This window comes from Serratia sp. C2(1), assembly GCF_036352655.1.
Classification (GTDB): Bacteria; Pseudomonadota; Gammaproteobacteria; order Enterobacterales; family Enterobacteriaceae; genus Serratia; species Serratia inhibens.
In genome coordinates, this window is sequence record NZ_JAZFBA010000001.1 from 1,484,088 (window position 1) to 1,507,717 (window position 23,630).

19 protein-coding genes and 2 pseudogenes are annotated in these 23,630 nt (G+C 53.8%); 17 read left to right on the forward strand and 4 right to left on the reverse strand.

The features are described 5' to 3' along the window. Nucleotides 1-248: 248 nt before the first annotated feature. From V2S86_RS06885 to V2S86_RS06915, 7 genes and pseudogenes are all read left to right on the forward strand, one after another. Nucleotides 249-1,691 carry a sensor domain-containing diguanylate cyclase gene (locus tag V2S86_RS06885; RefSeq protein WP_330761785.1) on the forward strand — a complete coding sequence of 481 codons (1,443 nt, stop codon included), beginning with the start codon at nt 249-251 and terminating at the stop codon, nt 1,689-1,691. Between the two features lie 116 nt (nt 1,692-1,807). Continuing rightward, nucleotides 1,808-2,161: a DUF1428 domain-containing protein gene (locus V2S86_RS06890; protein WP_330761786.1), complete on the forward strand. Its 354-nt coding sequence runs from the start codon at nt 1,808-1,810 to the stop codon at nt 2,159-2,161. A 13-nt stretch (nt 2,162-2,174) separates the two neighbouring features. Beyond that, complete coding sequence (locus tag V2S86_RS06895) at nt 2,175-2,645, forward strand: VOC family protein (RefSeq protein WP_330761787.1); 471 nt, start codon at nt 2,175-2,177, stop codon at nt 2,643-2,645. A gap of 28 nt (nt 2,646-2,673) precedes the next feature. Continuing rightward, nucleotides 2,674-3,363 (forward strand): VIT1/CCC1 transporter family protein, encoded by a 690-nt coding sequence (locus tag V2S86_RS06900; RefSeq protein ID WP_330763160.1) that lies wholly within the window; start codon nt 2,674-2,676, stop codon nt 3,361-3,363. Nucleotides 3,364-3,495: 132 nt separating this feature from the next. Then, nucleotides 3,496-4,821, forward strand: a complete 1,326-nt coding sequence (locus V2S86_RS06905; protein ID WP_330761788.1) for a D-serine ammonia-lyase — start codon at nt 3,496-3,498, stop codon at nt 4,819-4,821. Between the two features lie 392 nt (nt 4,822-5,213). Beyond that, a pseudogene (locus tag V2S86_RS06910) lies at nt 5,214-5,639 on the forward strand (Tn3 family transposase); the annotation flags it as partial. Nucleotides 5,640-5,722: 83 nt separating this feature from the next. Continuing rightward, complete coding sequence (locus V2S86_RS06915) at nt 5,723-6,487, forward strand: DUF3472 domain-containing protein (RefSeq protein ID WP_330761789.1); 765 nt, start codon at nt 5,723-5,725, stop codon at nt 6,485-6,487. 132 nt (nt 6,488-6,619) lie between these two features. Here V2S86_RS06915 and V2S86_RS06920 read toward each other — a convergent pair. From V2S86_RS06920 to V2S86_RS06930, 3 genes and pseudogenes are all read right to left on the reverse strand, one after another. Next, nucleotides 6,620-7,037, reverse strand: a pseudogene (locus tag V2S86_RS06920) (Tn3 family transposase); the annotation flags it as partial. After that, nucleotides 7,030-7,863, reverse strand: coding sequence for an IclR family transcriptional regulator domain-containing protein (locus V2S86_RS06925; RefSeq protein WP_330761790.1), 834 nt, complete (start codon nt 7,861-7,863; stop codon nt 7,030-7,032). The pseudogene V2S86_RS06920 and the gene V2S86_RS06925, both read right to left, overlap by 8 nt. A gap of 21 nt (nt 7,864-7,884) precedes the next feature. Further along, nucleotides 7,885-8,532, reverse strand: coding sequence for a TetR family transcriptional regulator (locus tag V2S86_RS06930; RefSeq protein ID WP_119804088.1), 648 nt, complete (start codon nt 8,530-8,532; stop codon nt 7,885-7,887). 1,406 nt (nt 8,533-9,938) lie between these two features. Here V2S86_RS06930 and V2S86_RS06935 point away from each other — a divergent pair. From V2S86_RS06935 to V2S86_RS06945, 3 genes are all read left to right on the forward strand, one after another. Next, nucleotides 9,939-11,264: a lysine N(6)-hydroxylase/L-ornithine N(5)-oxygenase family protein gene (locus V2S86_RS06935; protein ID WP_330761791.1), complete on the forward strand. Its 1,326-nt coding sequence runs from the start codon at nt 9,939-9,941 to the stop codon at nt 11,262-11,264. 29 nt (nt 11,265-11,293) lie between these two features. Next, complete coding sequence (locus V2S86_RS06940) at nt 11,294-12,172, forward strand: ATP-grasp fold amidoligase family protein (protein ID WP_330761792.1); 879 nt, start codon at nt 11,294-11,296, stop codon at nt 12,170-12,172. A 183-nt stretch (nt 12,173-12,355) separates the two neighbouring features. Continuing rightward, nucleotides 12,356-14,230: a bifunctional sugar phosphate isomerase/epimerase/4-hydroxyphenylpyruvate dioxygenase family protein gene (locus V2S86_RS06945; RefSeq protein WP_330761793.1), complete on the forward strand. Its 1,875-nt coding sequence runs from the start codon at nt 12,356-12,358 to the stop codon at nt 14,228-14,230. 35 nt (nt 14,231-14,265) lie between these two features. Here V2S86_RS06945 and V2S86_RS06950 read toward each other — a convergent pair whose 3' ends face one another. Then, a complete protein-coding gene (locus V2S86_RS06950; RefSeq protein ID WP_330761794.1) occupies nt 14,266-15,129 on the reverse strand; it encodes a shikimate dehydrogenase in 864 nt (287 codons plus the stop codon). A 530-nt stretch (nt 15,130-15,659) separates the two neighbouring features. Between V2S86_RS06950 and V2S86_RS06955 the strand changes: the two genes are divergently transcribed. The 7 genes from V2S86_RS06955 to V2S86_RS06985 all read left to right on the forward strand — a co-directional run bounded on the left by V2S86_RS06955 (nt 15,660) and on the right by V2S86_RS06985 (nt 23,509). Next, nucleotides 15,660-17,018: an MFS transporter gene (locus V2S86_RS06955; RefSeq protein WP_330761795.1), complete on the forward strand. Its 1,359-nt coding sequence runs from the start codon at nt 15,660-15,662 to the stop codon at nt 17,016-17,018. 414 nt (nt 17,019-17,432) lie between these two features. Then, complete coding sequence (locus V2S86_RS06960) at nt 17,433-18,134, forward strand: RraA family protein (protein ID WP_330761796.1); 702 nt, start codon at nt 17,433-17,435, stop codon at nt 18,132-18,134. Between the two features lie 26 nt (nt 18,135-18,160). Continuing rightward, nucleotides 18,161-18,691: a prephenate dehydratase domain-containing protein gene (locus V2S86_RS06965; protein WP_330761797.1), complete on the forward strand. Its 531-nt coding sequence runs from the start codon at nt 18,161-18,163 to the stop codon at nt 18,689-18,691. A 49-nt stretch (nt 18,692-18,740) separates the two neighbouring features. Beyond that, entirely contained in the window at nt 18,741-19,139 is a 399-nt protein-coding gene (locus V2S86_RS06970; RefSeq protein WP_330761798.1) for a cupin domain-containing protein, read from the forward strand. A 48-nt stretch (nt 19,140-19,187) separates the two neighbouring features. Beyond that, a complete protein-coding gene (locus tag V2S86_RS06975; protein ID WP_330761799.1) occupies nt 19,188-20,588 on the forward strand; it encodes a 3-deoxy-7-phosphoheptulonate synthase class II in 1,401 nt (466 codons plus the stop codon). Between the two features lie 376 nt (nt 20,589-20,964). Next, nucleotides 20,965-22,320: an MFS transporter gene (locus V2S86_RS06980; RefSeq protein ID WP_330761800.1), complete on the forward strand. Its 1,356-nt coding sequence runs from the start codon at nt 20,965-20,967 to the stop codon at nt 22,318-22,320. A 10-nt stretch (nt 22,321-22,330) separates the two neighbouring features. Then, entirely contained in the window at nt 22,331-23,509 is a 1,179-nt protein-coding gene (locus tag V2S86_RS06985) for a 4-hydroxybenzoate 3-monooxygenase (RefSeq protein ID WP_330761801.1), read from the forward strand. Nucleotides 23,510-23,630 lie beyond the last annotated feature (121 nt).

Genomic DNA, 23,630 nt, shown 5'->3' on the forward strand with positions numbered 1-23,630 from the left:
TTCACCACACCTTCAGAAAAACGCTAACTGACAAGCATTAGGGTGTATTGCACCATTTGGCGCTACAGTTAATTTATAAATATATTGCCAAGCCTTAAATTAACAGGTGATCGGACCTGTGAAAGTAGCAATAATGCCACTCTGACCGCTCAATTTTTACGCGTATCGTCAGGTATGATGAATCGGTTGTCGCTCCTCATCATGCAGGCAGGATTTTATCCGTATTCTTCGAACGCTCTGGAAGCAAGATGCACACCACCCAGTCACCGGACACCACAAAATTACAGCCTGCGCTCACCATCTTTATACTGGTGTTCGCCGCCTGTATCTTCGGTATCGAGAGCCGGCCCATTGGCTTTCTGGCGGCCTTTTGGCCGAGCAATGCGGTGTTGCTGGCGGTGTTCGTGCGTTATCCGGAGCTTGTCAGCCGTTTAGGTTGGGTGATGGCGATATTAGGGTATTTGACGGCGGATCTGATCACCGGCAGCACGCTCGACAAAGCCCTGTTGCTGAACGGCGCCAATATTGCCGGCGTCGTGGTGGGGTATCAGTTGTTTAAGCGTATGCCGCCGCAGGCCAAAACGCTGGAGCGCACGTCGGCCAGCGTTTATCTGTTTGCCATTTGCCTGGCCAGCGCCGCTACCACCGGGGTAATAGGCGCCTTGGCCTCGGTGCTGTTGTTTGATCGCGAATATTTCTCCGCCCTGGCGCTGTGGATGTCTTCGGAGTTTACCAATTACATTACGCTGATGCCTTTTATCCTGGCCTTTCCTGCCGATTGGCGGGGTTACCTGCGCGGCCTCGTTGAGGGCATTACACAACAACGTGAGTGGTATAACACCGGCAGAAAACTGGCGGTTCTGGTGCTGCTGGCGCTGGCCTGCATTGGCAGTATCCTGATTGGCGGGCCTGGCGCCGTAATTTTTCCGATACCGATCCTGCTGTGGCTGGCGATGTCGTTTTCACTGTTCACCACCCTGGTGGTGGTGCTGATCTACGTTTTATGGTGCCATCTGGCCATTGATTTGGGTTTGATCGCCATTAACGTCGATATGCAGGCGCTGCAGAACACCGTGTCGATGCGACTCGGGGTAGCGCTGTTGGCCCTGGGACCGATTGCGATCGCCAGCATGAATTTCGCCCGTAATGCGCTGCTGCGGCAGTTGGAGCACGTGGCGAACCACGACGCGCTGACCCACGTGCTGACGCGCAATGCCTTTATGCAGCGCGGCTCGCGGTTGCTCACCCAAAAAGGCGAGCAGGTCTGCATCATGATGCTGGACATCGACTATTTCAAATCCATCAACGATCGCTTTGGGCACTCCGGCGGTGACGCCGCACTGATTTCCTTTACCCGCGCCATCACCGGCGATCTGCGCGATTCCGATCTGTTTGGCCGCATGGGTGGGGAGGAGTTTGCGATTGTTGCGCTTATCGAGCGCCAGCAAGATGCGTTTTATCTGGCCGAACGTTTGCGCCGGCGGGTGGAGATCGAATCGATCGCCATGCCTGCCGGCAATCATCTGCAAATCACCGTCAGCATCGGGATGGTGACCTGCCTCGGCGGTACGGAGCAAAATCTCGATAATCTGTTGAAAATCGCCGACATGGCCGTCTACAAAGCCAAAAACAGCGGCCGCAACCGGGTTGCCACGCCAGAAATATCCCCACTGATTTACAGCGATCGTTGAAACCCGCTGCTTGTCGTTCATGGTTGACCCCGGCCAGGGGGTCTAAAATGAAAGGGTGCGCGGGCAATCTCGCTTGCGCCATACCTGATGTCCGATCGGACAAGAGGAATCATCTCATGAACTATGTTGATGGCTTTGTTGTGGCGGTGCCTGCCGCCAATAAAGAGGCGTACCTGAAGCTGGCCGCCACGGCCGCCCCCTTATTTAAAGAGTTCGGCGCAACGCGGGTTGTCGAATGCTGGGGCAACGACGTGCCCGAAGGTAAACTCACCGATTTTCGCGGTGCGGTGAAAGCCGAGGCCGATGAAGTGGTGGTTTTCAGCTGGATCGAATATCCCTCAAAAGCGGTGCGCGACGCCGCCAACGAGAAAATGATGAACGACCCGCGTATGAAGGCGCTGGGCGAGCAGATGCCATTTGACGGCAAGCGCATGATTTTCGGCGGTTTCGAACCGATCCTTGACGAGTAGCGGAGAGGGAGCGATGAAGATCACACAACACCTGTGGTTTGAAAAAGACATGGAGGCCGCGCTGCGTTGCTACATAGCGCTGATCCCCGGTTCTTCCCTGACCTGGATCTCCACCTTGCCCGCCGATACCCCGAGCGGCCCTGCAGGCAGCGTAAAACTGGCGGCCTTTACCCTCGGCGATCAGCGCTATGCGGCTATCGAAGCCGGCCCGCTCGATGCTTTCAATCACAGTTTTTCGATTATGGTTGAATGTGCGGATCAGGCGGAAGTGGATCGGTTATGGGATGCGTTAAGCGAAGGTGGCACCATAGAGCAGTGCGGCTGGTTGCGCGATCGCTGGGGGTTGAGCTGGCAAATTGTCCCCCGGCGGCTGGGTGAGTTGATGAGCGACCCCGACAGCGCGAAGGTGAAACGGGTGACTGAAGCTATGCTGCAAATGGTCAAACTGGATATCGCCGGGCTGGAAGCGGCGGCTCGCGGCTGACTTTATCCCCGTAACAAGGACGGACATGATGCATAAAGAACGGCACAGCATTGAGAATATAGGTTGGCTGCGGGCGGCGGTGCTGGGCGCAAACGACGGTATTGTCTCTACGGCCAGCCTGTTGCTCGGCGTGGCGGCGGCCAATGCTGCGCACGGCGGCATCTTGCTGGCCGGCATTGCCGGGCTGGTTGCCGGCGCGATGTCGATGGCTACCGGTGAATACGTCTCGGTGTCGTCGCAAGCGGATACGGAAAAGGCCGCGCTGGCGGAGGAGCAGTCGGAGTTGCTCAGCGATTACCCGGGCGAGTACCGTGAACTGACCTCTATCTACGTGCATCGCGGGTTGGATTTGGCGCTGGCCAAACAGGTGGCTGAAAAGCTGATGACGCATGATGCGCTGGGAGCCCATGCCCGCGATGAATTGGGGATTTCGTCCATCACCACGGCGCGGCCATTGCAGGCGGCGCTGGCCTCGGCACTGAGCTTTTCCGTCGGGGCGCTGTTGCCGTTATTGGTCGCGGTGCTGGCGCCGGTCGCATGGACCATTCCGGCTATCGTGGTCTCCGCCCTGGTGTCTTTGGGCGTTCTCGGCGGGATTGCCGCCAGGGCAGGCGGCGCGCCGATTCGCCCGGGTGTAGTGCGTATCCTGTTCTGGAGCGCGCTGGCGATGGCGGTTTCCTCCGGCGTTGGCCTGCTGTTTGGCTCCGCGCTGGGGTAATGGTCAGGCTCGTCGTGCAACAAAATCAGTTTTGCATTAATGCCGCTCATGCAAGGCTGAGTTTTTATCATTTGTCAGCGCCGCTGAATCGCTGCACCCTAGGGAAATCGTTACGTAGCGTAGAGAATAACAATGGATAAATCACAGATTCAGCAGTGGGTTACGCAATTTCCGTTGGTGCAGGACCTGATCGACCTCAAACCGATAACCTGGTTCAACCCGCGAGCAACGACCTTGGAAGCGGGGTTGCCGTACGTAGGATTGGGCGCTGACGACGTCGCCGATGCGGAGCGGCGGTTGGCGCGTTTCGCCCCCTATCTGAGTGCCGCTTTTCCGGAAACCCGGGCAGCCAACGGCGTGATCGAATCCGAGGTTGTCGCCATCCCGGCGATGCAAACTGCGCTCAATCAGCGTTATGGACTGAAACTCGGTGGCCATTTGCTGCTGAAAAAAGACAGCCATCTGCCGATCTCCGGCTCAATCAAAGCGCGCGGGGGCATTTATGAGGTGCTGGCACATGCGGAAAAGTTGGCGCTGGCGGCGGGGTTATTACGGCTTACGGACGACTACGGCAAACTGTTCTCGGAGGAATTTCGCCAGTTTTTCAGCCGTTACCGCATTGCCGTGGGGTCAACCGGTAATCTGGGGATGTCGATCGGCATCATCAGCGCCAGATTGGGATTCAGCGTTAGCGTGCATATGTCGGCGGACGCGCGTGAATGGAAAAAGCAGAAACTGCGCGACAATGGCGTCAACGTGGTTGAGTACGAACAGGATTACGGCGTCGCCGTTGAGCAGGGCCGGTTACAGGCGGCGGGCGATCCGAGCTGCTTTTTTATCGATGACGAAAACTCGCAAACGCTGTTTCTCGGTTATGCGGTGGCCGGTGGCCGCCTGAAGCGGCAGTTCGCCGAGCGCGGCATTCGGGTCGACGTGCAGCATCCGCTGTTTGTCTATCTGCCCTGCGGCGTCGGTGGCGGGCCGGGCGGGGTGGCTTTCGGGTTAAAGCTGGCCTTTGGCGACCACGTTCACTGCATCTTTGCCGAACCGACGCACTCGCCGTGCATGCTGCTCGGGGTGTATACCGGGCTGCATGATCGGATCGCGGTTCAGGATCTGGGCATCGATAACCAAACCGCAGCGGACGGGCTGGCTGTGGGGCGCGCTTCCGGCTTTGTTGGCCGCGCCATGGAGCGCCTGCTCAGCGCGTTTTACACGTTAAGCGATCGCGAGATGTTCGCGCTGCTTAGGCTGCTCGATAGTGAGGAACATATCCAGCTGGAACCTTCGGCGCTGGCGGGCATGGCGGGGCCGTGGCGCGTGGCGGCTAACCCCGAGTGGCTGGCCGGGCGCGGGCTGGATGAACACCAGATGAACCAGGCCACTCACCTGGTGTGGGCGACCGGCGGCGGCATGGTGCCAGAGGCGGAGATGGCGAAATACCTGGGTTTCATTTGAGAAAAGGAAAATATTATGCACGTTTTTCGCCGTGTTCATTTTCATAGGTAGACAGTCCGTAATCGCAGACCCGGCGCTTAAACATCCAGACTTTAAACGCCGGCCTCTTTTCTGCCATCCACCCAATCGATGGATAAGGCTGCGCTCAGAATATTTAGCTTCTGTTAGGGAAGAATATCAGGCAGTGCAACGATCATTCCATGTAGGCCTAGTGGGAGCGAAGCTGCAAAATGCGACATCTGACTTTTTTTAACTGGATCTGAGTAAAAAGTGAAATGGTTGCCATAGCGATTACCCATTGATGATTCAGGGAGTTGGGATGTTGTCACAGGAGCAGACTTTTGATGACAGGGACGGCAGGCACAGCAGCACCGCCAAAATATTCGTCGCTATCCACCCGCAATAACATTCAGCATCCAACCTATAAGGCACTCGCGGAGCTGGGCAAAGCGATTAAGACTATCTTCCTCTGCCGTTATTTGCAGGATGAGTCACTGCGTTGCGAAATTAATGCTGGCCTCAACGTCGTGGAAAACTGGAACAGCGCCAATAATTTTATTTTTTATGGCGAACACGGAGAATTCACCAGCAACCGGCCTGCGGATCAGGAATTGTCGATGCTCTCTCTGCACCTGTTGCAAATCAGTCTGGTCTATATAAATACATTGTTGATTCAGAACGTGCTGGCCGAGCCGGTCTGGCAGCAGCGAATGACAGAAGAAGACTGGCGTGGTCTGACGCCATTGATATACCACCATGTTAATCCGTATGGTCGTATCGAGTTGAACATGGACCAACGGCTGGCACTGGCAGCCTGATATCGAGGGCTTCCTGAATTTTTAAAAAATGTATCACCAGTTCTTATAATACAGTCCAATAGTTGGAACAAAGAGGAGATAATATGAAATTAAAATTTTTATCATTAGCACTAACTCTTGCTGCAGGCATCGTTCATGCTGATCCTACGATATATTATGAAGCACCGAGTGGACATGACTATGACTCCATGTCGGTGGGAATTAAAGTTGACAGCATGACTAAACAGAAAGGGTATTACTGGGCAAATACGTATATCTTTTATGAAGGGAATCATCAGGGATACATGGGGATTCAGCCTCGTGCAGAAGGAGAATCAAATCTAGTTATCTTCAGTGTATTTGGTGATGGTGCTAAATCTACTTCCGTAAACTGTAATTCAGGCGCTGATGGAGGAAAGGGCGTTTCCTGTCGTGTGGCTTATGAATTTAAAGAGGGGAAAGAATATTTGCTTAAGATTGAGAAAGAGGAAGGAGGTGATTCAGGCTATAATAAATGGCTGGGTACAATAACGGACCGTAGTACAGGTGAACGCATCACTATAGGAGAATATATGACCCCTGTATCTTGGGGAATGTTGTGGCGTAAAGCAACATTTTTTGATGAATGGTTTCCATTCAACGGGGGCCCATCCGATCCTTCGAAACGTGACTGCGTGCCTTACGCAAAACTAACTACCTACAATCCAATATTCAGCGTAAATGGTAAGCAAGCGAACACGAAGGTAACTGGGTCACGCATAACCGCAGGCCAGGATAAATGTGCCGTAGCACATGGCTCCCCAAATACCCGTCTGACACTTGGAACCGATAGTCACATAGTGGAAAATGGTATTTTTACGGAAAAATAAAATTTTCTAAAAACTAATGTGGTCGGCTTTAGCCGGCTACATTACGTATGATTAAGTAATCAATAGGTAATCGGGGTAGTGACCGGGTAGCTGCGATAAGGGGTCTGACGCTCAGTGGAACGAAAACTCACGCTAAGCAATGTTTTCTTCCTCTGACGCCTCTTATTAATGGCCGCAGATACCCTTTTGTCACCAGTTCTGCCAGTGTGAAGGAATAATGGCCGAGCATATTGATATGTCCGTGGCAAAGCGGTGAGAGGCGCGCAATATCTTCATCATTCAGAGTTTCCCCCTGTGCCCGGAGATGCTCCAGGGCTGCCTACATATAAATAGTGTTCCATAACACGACGGCGTTAGTGACCAGCCCCAGCGCTCCCAGTTGATCTTCCTGACCATCGGTATATCGCTTTCTTATCTCACCTTTCTGACCGTGACAGATAGCTCTGGCAACGGCATGGCGGCTTTCTCCCCGGTTAAGTTGGGTCAGGATGCGCCTGCGGTAATCTTCATCATCAATATAATTAAGCAGATACAGCGTTTTGTTAGTGCGTCAGCAGCGAAAGCTCTTGCGCGCCTTCGAGCAGGATCGGCAGGATGCGCTCGGTCAATTCACTCACTGGGACATGGCCGGCTTGTACGCCGACGTTTAACGCCGCGGTGACGCTGCCGTTGGCCGACATGATCGGCACGGCAATGGAACGCAGGCCGATTTCCAGCTCCTGATCGTTAATCGCATAGCCCTGCGCGCGGACCTTATCCAGCTCTTCGCGCAGTTTGTCGATGGAACCTATGGTGTATTGCGTATAGCGCATCAGGGTGAGGCGCTGCAGGTAATCATCCCGCTTATCCGCCGGTAAATGGCTCAGCAGTACGCGCCCCATCGAGGTGGCGAACGCCGGCAGCCGGCTGCCTATGTTCAGATCGATAGTCATGATGCGTTCGGCGGAGGCGCGGGCGATATACAAAATGTTGTCGCCGTCCAGCGTAGCGATGGAACAGGATTCATTCAGCAATTGGCTGATGTGTTTCAGCACCGGCTGGGTGGCCTTGGCCAAGGGTGTCGATCCGAGATAAGCATGGGCCAGCGTCAAAATACGCGGGCGCAGCTCGAAATTTTTGCCGTCCTGCGCGTAAACAAACCCCAGCTTGTTCAGGGTGTACAGGCAACGGCGCACCGCAGCGCGCGGAATACCGGTTTTCTGGCTGATTTGCGAAATCGACATCAGGCGGCGTTGCGGGGTAAAGGCCTGGATCACCTCCAGCCCCCGGGCCAGCGAGGCCATAAAGTTGGGATCGCCCTTGAAAGGATCGCCGCTGGCGGCGGTCAGCGGAATGTCATGGGTGGCGAGGTCTTCGCCGGCAGAGGTCTTGGTCATTCAGGCTCCCGGTTTAAATACTTACAGCGCCAGATAGCGCAGGGTCGCCACGACGGCCAGCCGCCGGTTATGGATAACCTGATCTTCCGGCGGTTCATGACTTTCGAACAGCGTATTAAAGGTGTACTGGTTGGCAACATAGTGGAAACACAGGCTGCTGATCAAGCGGTGCACGTCGGCGGCGCTGGCATCTGCAGTAAACTCCCGGCTTTGCTTGCCGCGCTGCAAGATATCTTCCAGCAAGCTCAAGGCGCTCTGATTCAATGCCTTAATGCGCGGTGACTGGCGGATGTACTGACCACGCAGCATGTTCTCCATGCAAATCACGCGGATGAAGTCCGGGTGCTCCGCATGGTAGTTGAAGCTTTCCTCAACCAGCCGGGTCATCGCCTCCACTGGCGGCAGCGCTTGCAGATCCAGCGCGGTTTCATGTGCGCGAATATGCTGATACACGTGCTCGAGCACCTCCAGATAGAGCGATTCCTTGTTCTTGAAATGATAAACCACCATGCGTTTGGTGGTGGCCGCGTGCTCGGCAATGTTCTCCATGCGGGCGCCTTTCAGGCCCGCCTCGGCAAACTCACTCAGCGCCCCGGCGAAGATTCGCTGTTTCAGGCCGACCGGGTCGTTTTTGCGTTTGGTGGCGGGGATATCATCATTGTTCAACACATCAGTCACTTATCGTTTAGGTACACCGGTTAAGAGTAACCGGGGTGACCGGGTAATACAATCCGCTGCTGTGGCGCTTTTGTGAGTGCGATCATGTTGCTCCCACAGGCGATGACGGGGCGCAGGATGATACCGCTGCATCGCCCAACGAGCAGCGATAAAAATGTGGGGTAGGGTGTGTAAAGAAAGAACCTGAATCTGAGCGGCCATCCTATTAATAAGGAACAGGTATCCTGTTCTCATCACAGGGTAGAGAATATATCAACCTGAACAGAGGCTGCGTTTGGTCTGTGGGTTTGAAAAGTGGTTTATATCGGCTAATGGTGAACCGTAAAGAACGTTATTTTAACTCCCCGGATTCTCCGATTCAGTCTTTCCCCGGGTTAATGATTACGAACTTCGTTTGCACTTTTTCCCCGGATGGCGTGTGGCTTACATAGCCCCTGTTATTTTTTTCAACGTCGCAAGGCTTAATTTTGCTCGTCTATTCTCAAGGGGAATCGACGCATTTTAAATAAGAGGGTGGTGCCAAGAGTCAGTCATGCTGGTACAGCGTTCATTTATGTGAGAATACGGATATTGCGGGTAAACCAAGAGGAATATCTGCTGCATAGGCGACAACGGCAGGGGGGATGGCTGAAAAACACGGTGACGAAAAGCAAATTCGGATAATCAATGTGATGGCGGATTTCAAATGTCGCAAAAAGCGCGATAGGGATGTATAGAAATCATACAGGCGCTATACAAAAGCAAGATTTAGATGATAATCGATGACTAAATTCTTTTAGTTAATTGATTTTAAATGATTTTTAATCTATTCCGAAGGTTGTGAAACAAGGTGGACACCTGAGTTCGTGGCTAAACCAAAGTGAAATTTTATGAACATTGACGATTTCACTTTTATTTTCACATTAACAAAGCCTGTTGATTTTGATTTCATGTTTTTTTACATGCCAGGCTGCAGTTTTGGCGCTACTCTGATTCGGCAGTGTTTAATTAAGGATGATGTTATGCAGGATATGCAGATAGCATAGGGACATGTTATGGATTCTTCTTTTGAACTACGAGTATTATATTTCATTGTCCCGAGTTTACCTCCTGAAGCATTCTCTTTTCGTAGCGCTGTAAAGTTTTTATTTGGCTGAAAGTCGTTTATCAAAGAATGATAAGTGAGCGTTTCAAGTGAAATAAAACGATGGGTTATTTCGGTTATTTTAATGTTTTTATCTTGTGGTCGTTAATGGTAAACGTTAGGGGAAATTAACAAGGCGCAGAGGGTAAATGAATGTTACTCAACGCTGAGGGTGTCAATAAACCCAATGCCGCTATTTAGTTTAGTTACGTTACTTTACCGGACCACAGAATATATTTTGGGAAATACATTTATTCACTCAGGAGCACACTCAATGAACCAGCGTTTGGACTTTATCGGTATTGGTATCGGTCCGTCCAACCTCAGCCTTGCTGCGCTTGGAAGCGAAATCGAGGGTTTCAATTGCAAATTCCTCGAACGCAAACCGCACTTTTCTTGGCACCCAGGCATGATCCTGGCGGACAGCAATATGCAGACTCATTTCTTGAAGGATCTGGTCACGGCCGTCTCGCCAACCAACCCTTATAGTTTTCTCAACTATCTGGTGAAGAGTAAAAAGTTCTACCGCTTCCTGACGACTGAGCAGCGTACCGCATCACGCGAAGAGTTTGCCGATTATCTCAACTGGGCGGCAACGGGGTTGGATTCGCTGGTGTTCAACCAAGAAGTTCGGCGTGTGGACTTTGATGACAATCAGCGACAGTTTGTCGTCACCACTCAGAATGATGTGCTTTACGCTAAACACCTGTGTGTGGGTATCGGCAAGCAAATCAAATTGCCGGACTGCGTAACCCAACAAAACGATCACTGTTTTCACGCCAGCGAAATGATGTTGCGCCAGCCAAGCCTTGCCGGAAAACGCGTGGCCATTGTGGGGGGAGGCCAAAGCGGTGCCGACCTGTTCTTGAATATTTTCCAGGGGGAATGGGGCCGGCCAGAGCAACTTAGCTGGATATCTCGGCGCAACAACTACAACGCGCTTGATGAAGCCGCCTTTGCCAACGAGTATTTTACGCCAGAGTATGTCGACAACTTCTACACGCTCGACCACGCGGCCAAAGAACATATGCTGCTGGAACAAAGGATGACTTCCGATGGCATCACCAGCGAGTCTCTGTTGGCAATTTATCGCGCCATGTATCACCACTTCGATGTACTCCGTGAGAAACGCTGGGTACGCTTGCTGCCCAGCCGTTCAGTTACGGCCCTTAATGCCAAAGACAATGCTTATCGGTTAGAGACGCTGCATCACCTTGATCAAGGGCGAGAAAGCGTTGATGCGGACGTGGTTATCTTTGCCACCGGTTACCAACAGGTCCGCCCGGCCTTTCTTGATTCCCTGGCTGACCGTTTGTTAACCACCGCCGATGGGCAATACCGTATTGCTTCTGATTTTACCCTTGAGCGGGAAGGGGTACATGAGAATTGCTTGTTTGCCGTCAACGCCAGCATGCATCACCACGGTATCGCCGATCCTCAGCTTAGCCTGATAGCCTGGCGATCGGCTCGCATTCTCAATCGAGCTTTAGGTCAGAACCAATTCGACCTGAGCACCACCCCGGCGATGATTCAATGGCGCAGTGAGCAAGAACAGCCAATCGCTTTAAATACCTTTGGGACCTCTCGGTCGCCTTTTTAATATTTTTATCAAATGATGAGACAGCCTGCATGAGAAAACACATTAATAAATTCATCATGAATCAATTGGCTACATTCGCGCCGACGTTCAAGACGAAATTTATATACGAAAAGGCATTCGGAAAAAAATTGAATTTAAACCCACCATCGACATGGAACGAGAAGATAAATTATCTCAAACTCAACGATTACAGCAACAATGCACTGGTCACGCAATGTGCGGATAAATACGCAGTAAGAGAGTATCTAAAGGCCAAAGGATGTGAAGAAATTCTCAATGAACTCTACTTCGCCTGCGATTCGGTTCATGAGATCCCATGGGATTCGTTACCTGACAAGTTTGTGATTAAGGGAAACCATGGTTCGGGTTACAACCTGATTTGTCAGGATAAAAGTTCGCTGGATATCGTAAAAACATCGAAAACCATTGAAAACTGGATGCGTGAAGACTATTGGAAGGTCTATGCGGAATTGAACTACAAGAACATCAATAAAAAAATAATAGGGGAGAAATTCATAGAGTCATCTAATGGCGTTGGCCCTGATGATTATAAAATATACTGCTTTCATGGCGTTCCTTATTGCACATTACTTTGTGTCGGCAGAGAAACCGGCATGCCAAAATATTACTTCTTCGATAAAGACTTCAAGTTTCTTTGTTATAGCCAAGACTGCCTGGCTCTCAGCCAGGAAGAGATCGATGCTTTTGTTAAACCCGAAGGTTACGACGATCTCTTTGAGTACGCCCGAAAATTGTCTGAACCCTTTGAATTTGTCCGCGTCGATTTTTATATCTCCAATGGCAAAGTCATCTTTGGCGAATTGACCTTCACACCCTCGGCAGGGATTGATACGGACATACTCGAACCCACGGATATCCTGCTCGGGAAGATGCTTAAGCTGAAATAGCACCTGACACTCTCCACAGCGGTGGCACTTTTGTGATCCGGGTTAAAGAGTTGTTAAGGTTCGCGGGCGGTACATTGACACAATGAACCTTATGGTTCATTTATAGTTGCATATGCCGCCGTCCGTTCCCCCCTTTAACGGCGGCGAGCCGATTTGTCACCACTGTCGCAAAGGGGAAAAGTCATGTTTCGTTCAATAGCCACCGTATCTATCGCAGGAACCCTGCCGGAAAAGCTGGAAGCCATTGCCGCCGCCGGTTTTGACGGCGTGGAGATTTTTGAAAACGACCTGCTGTATTATCCCGGCAAACCGGCGGATATCCGTCGTCTGGCGCAGGAACTTGGGCTGGCGATTACGCTGTTCCAGCCGTTTCGCGACTTTGAGGGCGGCCCACGCGATCGGCTGGCGGCCAATCTCGAACGCGTGCGGCGCAAGTTTGCCCTGATGCAAGAACTTGGCTGCGACCGCATGCTGCTGTGCAGCAACGTAGCGCATGACAGTTCCGCAGAGATTGAACTGCAGATTGAGGATCTGGGGCGTCTGGCGAACCTGGCGCAGCAACAGGGCATGGTGGTGGGGTACGAGGCGCTGGCCTGGGGGCGGCACGTGAACCGCTATCGCCAGGCCTGGGACCGGGTCCGCGCCGTCGACAGCCCGGCGTTGGGGCTGGTGCTGGACAGTTTTCATATTTTGGCGTTGGGCGATAACCTCGATCAGCTCGACGATATCCCGGCAGAGAAAATCAGCTTCCTGCAACTGGCCGATGCGCCATTGATGAACATGGAGGTGATCGAATGGAGCCGGCATTTCCGCTGTTTCCCCGGCCAAGGGGAATTACCGCTGGTCGAGTTCGCGCGCCGCCTGGTCGAAAAAGGTTACGCCGGCCCCTGGTCGCTGGAGATTTTCAACGACGGTTTTCGCGCTACGCCGAGCGCGCCAACGGCGCAGGACGGCCTACGCTCGCTGTTGTACCTGGAAGAACAGGTGGCTGCCACCCAACCGCCCACGCCTGAGTTATTCAGCAGCGCGCCTTTGCCTGAAAGCCAGCAAATCGAGTTTATCGAGTTTGCGGTAAACAGGCAGGAGGCGGAAAACCTGGCCGGCTGGCTGCGGCAGATGGGGTTCAGCCTGCGCGGTGAGCACCGTTCCAAGGCTGTTACGCTGTATCAAAACGGCTCGGTGCGCATCATCCTCAACCAGCAAAACGACTCATTTGCCGATGATTACCGTGAGCGGCATGGCGCTTCGTTGTGCGCCATGGCCTGGCGGGTGGCTAATCCGTCCGCTTTGTTGCAGCGGGCGCAAGATTTCGGTTATCCGGTTTATCAGGGGCAGGTTGGCCCTAATGAACACCGCATTCCGGCGCTGTGCGCGCCCGATGGCAGCCTGATCTATCTGGTTGAGACCCCGGTAAACGGCGGCGAAGCGGCAATTTATCAGGATGACTTCCATCTGCGGGACAAGCCGACACACACGGCTTCCGGACTTGAGGGTATCGATCATCTGGCGGTGGCGATGCCTGAAAGCGCATTAAAGAACTGGGTGATGTTTTTGCGCTGCGTGCCGGGTTTCGAACCGGACGGCGAGCAACTGCTGCCGGATCCTTACGGGCTGGTACATAGCCGGGTGATGCACAGCCGTTGTAATGGTATCCGCCTGCCGCTGAACGTCTCGCAGAGCAACGCGACGCTCAGCGCCAGAACGGTGGAGACCTACCACGGTGCCGGACTACAGCACGTTGCGTTCTCGACCGGGGATATATTTCAGGCGGTTGAACAGGCCAAGGCCAACGGTATGCAGTTGTTGACCATCGCCGATAACTACTACGAAGATCTGGCTGCCCGTTTTGACCTCGACGACGCCTTTATCGCCCGGCTGGCACAGTACCATATTCTCTACGATCGCGACGCGCAGGGCGGCGAACTGTTGCACGTATACAGCCGGCCGTTTGCCGAAGGGCGGTTCTTCTTTGAATTACTGCAAAGGTTTGGCGGGTATGCCCAGTATGGCGCGGTAAATGGTGCGGCACGTTTGGCGGCGATGCGGCAATTGCGGTAATGGCAGGGCGCGGTTCATCACCGCGCCCGTTCCGGTCAGCCGGCTTGCCGGAATACCCGGCTCATGCTCGCGGTATCCGGCGCGTGCCCGGTATACAGCTGAAACGCCAGCGCTGCCTGGTGCACCACCATGCCATCGCCCACGATAGCCCGGCAGCCTTTGGCGCGGGCCTTTTTCACCAACTCGGTTTCCCGGGGAACATAAATCACGTCCGCCAACCAGTGGCGCGGTTGCAGCCAGTCGATATCCACCGGCATGCCCGGGTGACCGGTCATGCCGATCGGCGTGGCCTGTACCAGGCCGTCGCTGTCGGCCAAGGCTCCGGCCACGTCTTCAGTCACGCCGATCCGCTGTTCGCCAAAGTGCCGGGCCAACTGCTGTTGCAGGTTGTGGCTGCGCACCGGATCCCGATCGTGCAACATCAAATGACCGACGCCGTGCGCCAATAGGCCATAAGCCACCGCATAGCCCGCACCGCCTGTACCTACCTGAACCACGCGATGGATCTTTTCGCCGCTCAATCCCTGGCTAAAGTGGGTAATAAATCCGTCGCAATCGGTATTGTGGCCAATGCGTTTGCCATCGTGAAACAGCACGGTATTGACTGCGCCAATGGCGCTGGCCTGAGGCGACAGTTCATCCAGCCAGGGAATGACCTGTTGTTTGAACGGATGCGTGATATTGCAGCCGGTGAAACCCAACAGCGCCAGGCTGTCGAGCACGGCCGGCAGGCGGTCGTCAGCCCAGCCGCGTTGAGTGAAATCGAGCAGTTGATAGGCGCAACGCAGACCTTGCCGACGGGCCTCCTGCTCGTACAGCTGCGGTGACAGTGAACCCTGAATGCCCTGGCCCAGCAGGGCGAGCAGATAGAGCGGGCGAGGTTGTTCATTATTCTTCATGGTTTCTCCGGGGTCAGGGCTTGGGGGCCGTGGAACACGACACGAAGAAAAAATGAACCATTTGGTACTTTATGTAAACCGGCTATCTTCGATTTGTGATCGGTATCATGCTGCCCGAATGTTAAGCAATTCACGGATGTCAGCACCGTCATAATGATCTTCCTCACACTTCGGCAACATTATTTTTCGCCGCTGCGCTGGTGTTTCACCCGGCAATAAGGTTATTAATTATATTAGTTTTCAGCGTTTTGTATTATCGGCTCTCGGTAGAGCGGTGTTTTAACTTGGCGACAAACGTACCAATAGGTTCGATAACCGCCCAGATTATCGATACCCTCCGTTGCCGACTCGCTTGAGAGTTCTTACATTGGAAGTGCGATATTTGAATGTTGGTGCGATTATCGAACATTTGCATTCATTTGCGCCTGTAGCCCTGGTGGCCGTAAAGCGAATAACACAGCGACGCGGAGACAGTCCCGACGCTTATAACGACATTTGCGGCCTGAGCCGACTGTACGGAGGAAGACATTGTGGCTTCAAACGAAATTGATGTTCGCACACTGATTAACGATCGCCCGTTATCCGGGTATCAAAAATTGATCGTTTTGCTTGGATTTATCGTTATTGCACTGGATGGCTTCGACATTACCCTGATGGGCTTTATCGCGCCGGAACTGAAAAGCGAATGGGGCATCGGCAATCATCAGCTTGGCATGGTGATCAGTGCGGCGTTGATCGGTCTGACGATAGGCGCGTTGCTGTCCGGGCCGCTGGCGGATTGGATGGGGCGTAGGGTGATTATCATCAACAGCGTGTTCTTTTTTGGCTTGTGGACGCTGATCACCGCATTTTCGCAGAATATCGAGCAAATGATTTTCTTCCGCTTCATGACCGGATTGGGGCTGGGGGCGGCAATGCCGAACGTCGGCACACTGATATCCGAATATGCGCCGGAAAAGAAACGGTCGTTCATTATCACCGTCGTGTTCTGTGGATTTACCTTCGGCGCTGCGCTGGGGGGATTCGCCGCCTCTTGGATTATCCCGCAGATGGGGTGGCATGCGCTGCTGCTGTTGGGGGGCATACTGCCGTTGCTTAGCGTGCCGCTGCTGCTCGCCAGGCTGCCGGAATCGGTGCGATTCCTGGTGACCAAACGTGCCAGCCCTGAACGCATTGGCAAAATTGTGGAAAAACTGGCGCCGGGGAGTACCGACGCCAACACGCGCTACACGTTGCCGCCGCTGGTAGCCCCCGGTAAAGGCTCGATGCAGATTGTGGTGTCGCCTCAGTACCGGTTTGGCAGCATCATGCTATGGCTGGGGTATTTTATGGCGCTGTTCCTGGTCTATCTGCTGGGCAGTTGGCTGCCGACGTTGGTGAAAGGCATTGGGATGAGTGTGGCGCAGGCGGCGGTGATTACGGCGTTGTATCAGGCCGGTGGCACCGCAGGCTCGCTGTTTGCCGGCTGGCTGATGGATCGGGTTAATCCCCACAGAGCGCTGGGGGTGATCTACCTGCTGGGCGCCTGTTTCACGGTGTTGATAGGCTTGGCTTCTCACAGTAGCCTGATGCTCGGCGCACTGGCGTTGGCCTGTGGTTTTTGCCTGAATGGCGCCAATACCGGCATGAATGCGCTGTCGGCGCACTATTACCCGACGGAGGCGCGGGCGACCGGGTCCAGCTGGATGCACGGCGTCGGGCGCATTGGCGCTATCCTCAGCGCCTTTGCCGGCGCAGAGATGCTGGCACTGGGCTGGGGATTCGAGCGTATTTTTGCCATTATCGCCATTCCGGCGGTGATCACCGCCTGCGCCATCTTCCTGAAGGGTGTCCGGGGCTTTAATCGCCAGGCCCAATTACCTACAGGCGAAATCGCCAAGAGTCTATGAGAGGCAAACCTGCGCCAGGCGTACCAACGGGGCTTTACGCCCCGTTTTTCGCTATGCGAACCCGACGCTAAGACACGAAAGAAGATCCCCGAAAAATAATTATGTTTAATTATTATTTAACAGCCTATATATTATTCCTCAATAGTTATATTGGTAATAATGTTTTTATTAATAAATCCTATCCCCATTAAAAACAAAAATCCATTCCCCCTGTCTTTGATTTTACTCACTTTAACTTAATTCCTCATTATAAAAAACAAACAAGCAACAAAAAGATATTGACTTAATTTGTGGTTCATCCTATTTGTTAATGGACCATAAATTGCGTGGTTATTATTTCTTTCTCGCAGAGATGACGTTCGGCTGTACTACCTTCAGTCGTGTGATTGTATTTTCAATACAGGATTGTTAATTATGTCATTTGAATTAATATCACCTCAGCTATTGGCGGAATTTAAAGCCAAGAAAATAAGCACTTCAACGGTTATTGATATTCTGGACGGTTTAAATGCCGGGAATGCGTTAACACCTGAAATACATGCAATAAACCTGTCGGAGCACTATCTGGTCGGTCAGGCCTATACCGTATCCTGGAAAATGGTGCGTAAAGGCGGCGATATATTGCAGTCGCAGCCCTCCACCTGGTCGCAAGTTAGCGATTTTTTGGTGCCTGAACTACAGACTGGCGCTGGGTTGGTGTATGTAGCAGGTGCCGGTCCGTTGATCACCCATGCCGCGTTGGCGGGCGGCATGAGCTGCACTTATTTCGCTCACCTGGGTTTTGCCGGCGTAGTTTTGGGCGGCGCGGTGCGCGACCTGCGTGAGCTAAAGCAGCTCTCGATGCCGGTGCTCGCCAGCAATCCCATTCCCACCGATACTCAGGGCGCTTATTGGGTAGCGGAAACCGGCACCCAGTGTCTGATCGAACATGTCAGGGTCCAAAGCGGTGATCTGATTGTCTCAGACATCAACGGTACGGTCGTGGTGCCGCTGGCATTGACCGAGCTGTTGCTGCAGCAGGCGCTGGCCATCGACACCACCGAAAATACCATGCTGGAGAAAATCAGGCAGGGTGCGCGTTTACCCGAGTTGATTAATTTGACCGGCAGAATTTAACGCTCTAATTATTGACGAGATAAATCATGATAACCGTTCATACATTAGGCCCAGCGGGCACCAATTGTGAGAAAGCAGCGCACCTGTGGCTGGAAAATAACAGCCGTAGTGGCGAGGTTAAATTACATCAGACGCTCGAGGATGCGGCGAAATATATGATGAATACCGACGAGCGTGATCTATTACTCGGCTGTATTGTCTATCCACACCTGCATCATTTGGTTTTTAAAAACCTGAGCTATTTAAAACTGATAGAGTGTTTTGTCATGGATACGCACAATATGGTTTTCGCCAGTAAAAACGCCGAGCCCAGCGAAATTAAAACCGTCGGCTCGCATCCGGCGCCACAGGATTTGATCCGTCAGGTGCCAGGAATAAACCGCCAATATTCTATCGAACTGTTTAATTCCAACAGCGAGGCGGCTCGCCAATGTGCGGCGGGTGTCGTTGACGCCTGTATATCTACCGATGTCTCCGCCAGCCGCTACGGCCTGACTATTTTGGCTGATTTCGGACCGGTGCCGATGGGTTTTTCCATCCACGCTAAAATCGCCTGACGCAGGCAATTCACTTTTCTTTCAACCCATTAACCCAGCAGGTATCTCTATGAGCTTACATTTAGGCAGTGAAATGGTTCCTTACGACATGGATCTACAGCGTCCGGAAGGTTCGGAAAGCAAGATTACCGCCAAATTTGTCCATGGCGTTGGCTTTACCATGGCATTTTGGCAATTCAAGCCCGGCGCCAAGATCCCTGAACACAAACATGTGCATGAAACGGCCACCACTATCTTGCAGGGCTCGCTGCGTCTGACCGTAGACGGCAGAACCCTTTATTTGCATGCGGGCGACACTTTCATCATTCCATCATGGGCAATTCACCATGCCGAGGCGCTGGAAGACTCTGAAGTGCTGGATGTCTACACCCCGGTGCGCGAAGACTACGTAGCCAGACAAAACGGCGTTACGGAAACTTACCTGACTCATTCCCAGCGCGCCGAGTGATCTCGCGCCCGTGGTTTTACTCCGCTTTATCCTCAGTGAGTGAGCATCATGATATTCACACATGATATTGACGTGCTGACCGGCGAGTTCCGCCGGGAGCGAGAATTATCCTGCGGTAACTTGCCGCAGGGGATACCGGATGACGGTTGGGCGCCGGCGTCATGGCGCCGCTTTCCAGCCCGACAGCTGCCGGTCTACCCGGATACCTGCGCGTTGCAATACTACGAGCAGTTACTGCAACGCAGCCCCCCGTTGGTGCTGGCATCAGAGATCCGCCAATGCCAGCAGCAACTGGCTTTAATCGCCGAAGGACGCGCTTTTTTGCTACAGGGAGGGGATTGCGCAGAGTCTTTTGCCGATTGCCAGACCACCTCGGTGCGCGATCACGTATTAACGCTGGAACAGATGGCAGCCCTGATTAGTCAAGGCATCGGGTTGCCGGTGCTGAAAATCGGTCGTATCGCCGGACAGTTCGCCAAACCGCGCAGCCAGCCGGAGGAAACCCTTGATGGCATCACTTTGCCCAGCTTTCGCGGTGATATCATCAACGGCCGTGAGTTTACCCCCCAGGGGCGTACTCCGGATCCTCAACGCATGATGCGCGCCTATCACCACTCGGCGATCACCCTGAACCTGATGCGCGCCCTGGAAAAATCGGTATTTGAGTTTTGCGCCGCGCCGCAGCAGGAGTACGTTCACCCGGGGGTTACGGAACAAGGCTATCGAACCTTGCACCGGCAGTTGCAGGACTGTTACCGCAGCATCGGTGAAAAGCCGCCGCGCCAGCCGCAATTTACCAGCCATGAGGCATTGCTGCTGCCTTACGAAGAAGCGATGACCCGCTGGGATCCCGCTCGTGGCTGCTGGTATAATTGCTCGGCTCATATGCTGTGGTTGGGGGAACGTACCGGAGACATCGATTTTGCCCACGTCGAGTACCTGCGAGGGATTGCCAATCCCATCGGCATCAAATGCGGTCCCGCAATGACCCAGGCCAAGCTGCTAGGTTTGCTGAAACTTATCGATCCGCTCGGCATACCCGGCAAAATTGTGCTGATTGCCCGCATGGGGTTGACGCAGATCGACGCCAGGCTGCCCACGTTGATTCAAGCCGTCAAAGCCACCGGCCACCCGGTTATTTGGGCCATAGATCCCATGCATGGCAACACCAGCACGACGGGAGCCGGCCATAAAACCCGCGTTTTTGCTACCCTGGTGGCAGAAACTCAGGCTTTCATCGCGCTAATGCATCAGCACGGCGTTCACCCTGGCGGACTACACGTTGAAATGACCGGATTGGAAGTGACTGAATGTACCGGCGGGCTGCAGCACATCAGCGATCGTGACTTGGCTCATCGTTATTACACAGCCTGCGACCCGCGCTTGAACCGCTCGCAATCGGTGGAGCTGGCTTTCCTGCTGGGCAAGTCCTGGCAAAATACGGCCTGACGGAGGTTTCACTCCCCGCACGAGATCCTGACACCCTGCGAGCACCTCCAGGGTGTTTTTTTATCGGACCGCAGGCCCATATCGGCATTAATGTTTCATCAATGTTAATCAGATCACAGAACTCAATTCCTCACACCTCGCGAAAAAACCACTCATTATATTGAAAATTAAAAATTTATTTAAACGTTAATCTTTTCTCGTTCGGTAATCGCACGCTAATTAATTTAACAATATTGAAACTTATTGTCGGCGGTGTTTTGATTTAAAAGTCGATTAACGAACCAAGTTCCGATAATCGCACAATTAGCGATTATGCCAGCGTCGCGTCTGGCCGTTCCCGCCAGGCTTATGCGCCAGGCCAACTTAGGAAACGCCAATGTCCGATCACAACACCTTAGAGATTCAGTCGTTTATCAATGACAATCCCTTTTCCCGCTATCAGTGGATGATCCTGATACTGTGCTTTTTAACGGTGGCGCTGGACGGATTCGATACGGCGATCATCGGTTTTATCGCCACTTCGCTGGTGCAGGACTGGGGGATTGAGAAGACCTCGCTGGGGCCGGTGATGAGTGCCGCGCTGGTAGGGCTGGCGGTGGGGGCGCTGACCGCCGGGCCGCTGGCAGACCGCATTGGCCGCAAAAAGGTGCTAGTGATGTCGCTGATCCTGTTTGGCGGTTTCAGCCTGCTGACGGCATTCGCCACCTCCTTGCCCATGTTGACGTTGCTGCGTTTTTTAACCGGGCTGGGCCTGGGGGCGGCGATGCCGAATGCCGCCACCCTGATGTCGGAATATGCACCCGAACGTAAACGCGCACTGTTGGTGAATCTGATGTTCTGCGGCTTTCCGCTAGGTTCCTCACTGGGCGGTTTCGTTTCCGCTTGGCTGATCCCACACTTTGGCTGGCAGAGCGTGATGGTGCTGGGCGGCGTAATGCCGCTGCTGGTGGCGGTGGTGCTGATTGTCGCCTTGCCGGAATCCGCGCGTTTCATGGTGGTGCGGGGTTACCCACGGCAACGCATCGCTGCGGTGCTCAAACGCATAGCACCGATCAATGTGCCGGAATCGCTGCGTTTTACCCTGAGTGAAAGCGGCCAGGTGAAGGCGAAATCGGCGCTGGGGGTAATTTTCTCCCAGCGCTATCTGTTGGGCACGCTGATGCTATGCCTGACCTATTTTATGGGCCTGATGATTTTCTACCTGCTGACCAGCTGGTTGCCGCTATTGATCCGTGAAACCGGTGCCTCCATCCGCCAGGCTTCGCTGATTACCGCGCTGTTTCCACTGGGCGGCGGCATTGGCGTGTTGATTATCGGTTGGCTGATGGACCGGATGAACCCGCACAAGGTGGTGGCGGTGGGGTATCTCCTGACCGGGCTGCTTGTCTGCGCGATTGGCTATGTTTATACCCATCCGATACTGATGGCGGTGACGGTATTCATCGCCGGCACCTGCATGAACGGGGCGCAGTCCTCAATGCCGGCGCTGGCCGCCGGTTTCTATCCGACCCAAGGACGGGCGACCGGTGTGGCCTGGATGCTGGGATTGGGGCGCTTTGGCGGCATCCTTGGCGCCATGAGCGGCGGGGTACTGATGCAAATGCAGCTGTCGTTCAGCACCATTTTTACCCTGTTGGCCATTCCGGCGCTGGTTGCTGCGCTGGCGCTGATGATCAAACATTTTTCCACCCGAACGCCGGCGCTGCCCGGCTCGCTCAACAAAGCGCTATAAGGAGATAAGCATGCGTACACAGGTTGCCATTATCGGCGCAGGCCCGGCAGGATTGATGTTGTCGCACCTGCTGCATCTGCAGGGTATTGAGTCCGTGGTTCTGGAGACGCGCAGCCGGCAGGCGGTGGAATCCACTATTCGCGCCGGGGTGCTCGAACAGGGTACGGTAGATCTACTCAATCAAACCGGGCTTGGCGAGCGCATGCGCAGGGAAGGCGTGCAGCACCAAGGCATCCGGCTGGCATTTTGCGGCCAACAGCACCGGATAGATCTCGCCGAGCTCACTGACCGTGCGATCACCGTTTATGCCCAGCACGAGGTGCTGAAAGATATGATCGCCGCACGGCAAGCGGCGCAGGCCCAGCTCTATTTTGAGGTCGAGCAGGTATCATTGCAGGCGCTGGACAGCGAACGGCCGCAGGTTCATTACCGCCACGCCGGCGAACAACGGCAGCTAAACTGCGATTTCGTTATCGGTTGCGACGGGTTTCACGGTATCAGCCGTGCGGCGATGCCCGGTGGGTTGAGACAGGATTACACCCGGATCTATCCCTTCGGCTGGTTCGGCATTCTGGTGGAGGCGCCGCCTTCCAGCGATGAATTAATCTACGCCCGACACGCCCGCGGCTTTGCGCTGATCAGCACCCGTTCGGCGGGCGTGCAACGGATGTATTTCCAGTGCGATCCGGCGGAAAACGTCGATCAATGGTCGGACGATCGCATCTGGAATGAACTGGAAACACGGCTGGAAAATCACGACGGCTGGTCGCTGAAAAAAGGCCGTATTTTTCAGAAAAACGTGGTGGGCATGCGCAGCTTTGTCACCGAGCCCATGCGCTGCAAGCGCCTGCTGCTGGCGGGGGATGCGGCGCATATCGTGCCGCCGACCGGTGCGAAGGGTCTGAATTTGGCGATGGCGGACGTCTGCCTGCTGTCACAAGCGCTGGAGGCGTTTTATCTGCGCAAAAGCTGGCGGCGGCTGGACAGCTACAGCGACGACGCGCTTAAGCGGGTATGGCGCGCCGAGCATTTTTCCTGGTGGATGACCAATATGCTGCACACTCACCCTGACGGCAGCCCATTCCAGCAGCGGCTGCAGCTGTCGGAATTGCAATATACGGTGAAGTCGCGCAGTGCCATGACGGTGCTGGCGGAAAATTACGTCGGCTCGCCTTTTCAGATGAACTGACCCCACCGGGATCACAAAAAACACAACCGGTAGCAGAAAGATGCTCAATGTTTCGATTATCGCCCAAGGCAGCGTTTATCGCTCTTGCACCCTGCCTTGGGCCGCGCCATCATCGGGAAAA

What these genes read in the sequence shown, in the direction of transcription:
- V2S86_RS06900 (WP_330763160.1), top strand. Translation starts at nt 2,674, where the DNA reads ATGCATAAAGAACGGCACAGCATTGAGAATATAGGTTGGCTGCGGGCG.
- V2S86_RS06985 (WP_330761801.1), top strand. Translation starts at nt 22,331, where the DNA reads ATGCGTACACAGGTTGCCATTATCGGCGCAGGCCCGGCAGGATTGATG.
- V2S86_RS06945 (WP_330761793.1), top strand. Translation starts at nt 12,356, where the DNA reads ATGTTTCGTTCAATAGCCACCGTATCTATCGCAGGAACCCTGCCGGAA.
- V2S86_RS06960 (WP_330761796.1), top strand. Translation starts at nt 17,433, where the DNA reads ATGTCATTTGAATTAATATCACCTCAGCTATTGGCGGAATTTAAAGCC.
- V2S86_RS06940 (WP_330761792.1), top strand. Translation starts at nt 11,294, where the DNA reads ATGAGAAAACACATTAATAAATTCATCATGAATCAATTGGCTACATTC.
- V2S86_RS06975 (WP_330761799.1), top strand. Translation starts at nt 19,188, where the DNA reads ATGATATTCACACATGATATTGACGTGCTGACCGGCGAGTTCCGCCGG.
- V2S86_RS06925 (WP_330761790.1), bottom strand. Translation starts at nt 7,863, where the DNA reads ATGACCAAGACCTCTGCCGGCGAAGACCTCGCCACCCATGACATTCCG.
- V2S86_RS06905 (WP_330761788.1), top strand. Translation starts at nt 3,496, where the DNA reads ATGGATAAATCACAGATTCAGCAGTGGGTTACGCAATTTCCGTTGGTG.
- V2S86_RS06890 (WP_330761786.1), top strand. Translation starts at nt 1,808, where the DNA reads ATGAACTATGTTGATGGCTTTGTTGTGGCGGTGCCTGCCGCCAATAAA.
- V2S86_RS06915 (WP_330761789.1), top strand. Translation starts at nt 5,723, where the DNA reads ATGAAATTAAAATTTTTATCATTAGCACTAACTCTTGCTGCAGGCATC.
- V2S86_RS06895 (WP_330761787.1), top strand. Translation starts at nt 2,175, where the DNA reads ATGAAGATCACACAACACCTGTGGTTTGAAAAAGACATGGAGGCCGCG.
- V2S86_RS06950 (WP_330761794.1), bottom strand. Translation starts at nt 15,129, where the DNA reads ATGAAGAATAATGAACAACCTCGCCCGCTCTATCTGCTCGCCCTGCTG.
- V2S86_RS06980 (WP_330761800.1), top strand. Translation starts at nt 20,965, where the DNA reads ATGTCCGATCACAACACCTTAGAGATTCAGTCGTTTATCAATGACAAT.
- V2S86_RS06885 (WP_330761785.1), top strand. Translation starts at nt 249, where the DNA reads ATGCACACCACCCAGTCACCGGACACCACAAAATTACAGCCTGCGCTC.
- V2S86_RS06970 (WP_330761798.1), top strand. Translation starts at nt 18,741, where the DNA reads ATGAGCTTACATTTAGGCAGTGAAATGGTTCCTTACGACATGGATCTA.
- V2S86_RS06965 (WP_330761797.1), top strand. Translation starts at nt 18,161, where the DNA reads ATGATAACCGTTCATACATTAGGCCCAGCGGGCACCAATTGTGAGAAA.
- V2S86_RS06935 (WP_330761791.1), top strand. Translation starts at nt 9,939, where the DNA reads ATGAACCAGCGTTTGGACTTTATCGGTATTGGTATCGGTCCGTCCAAC.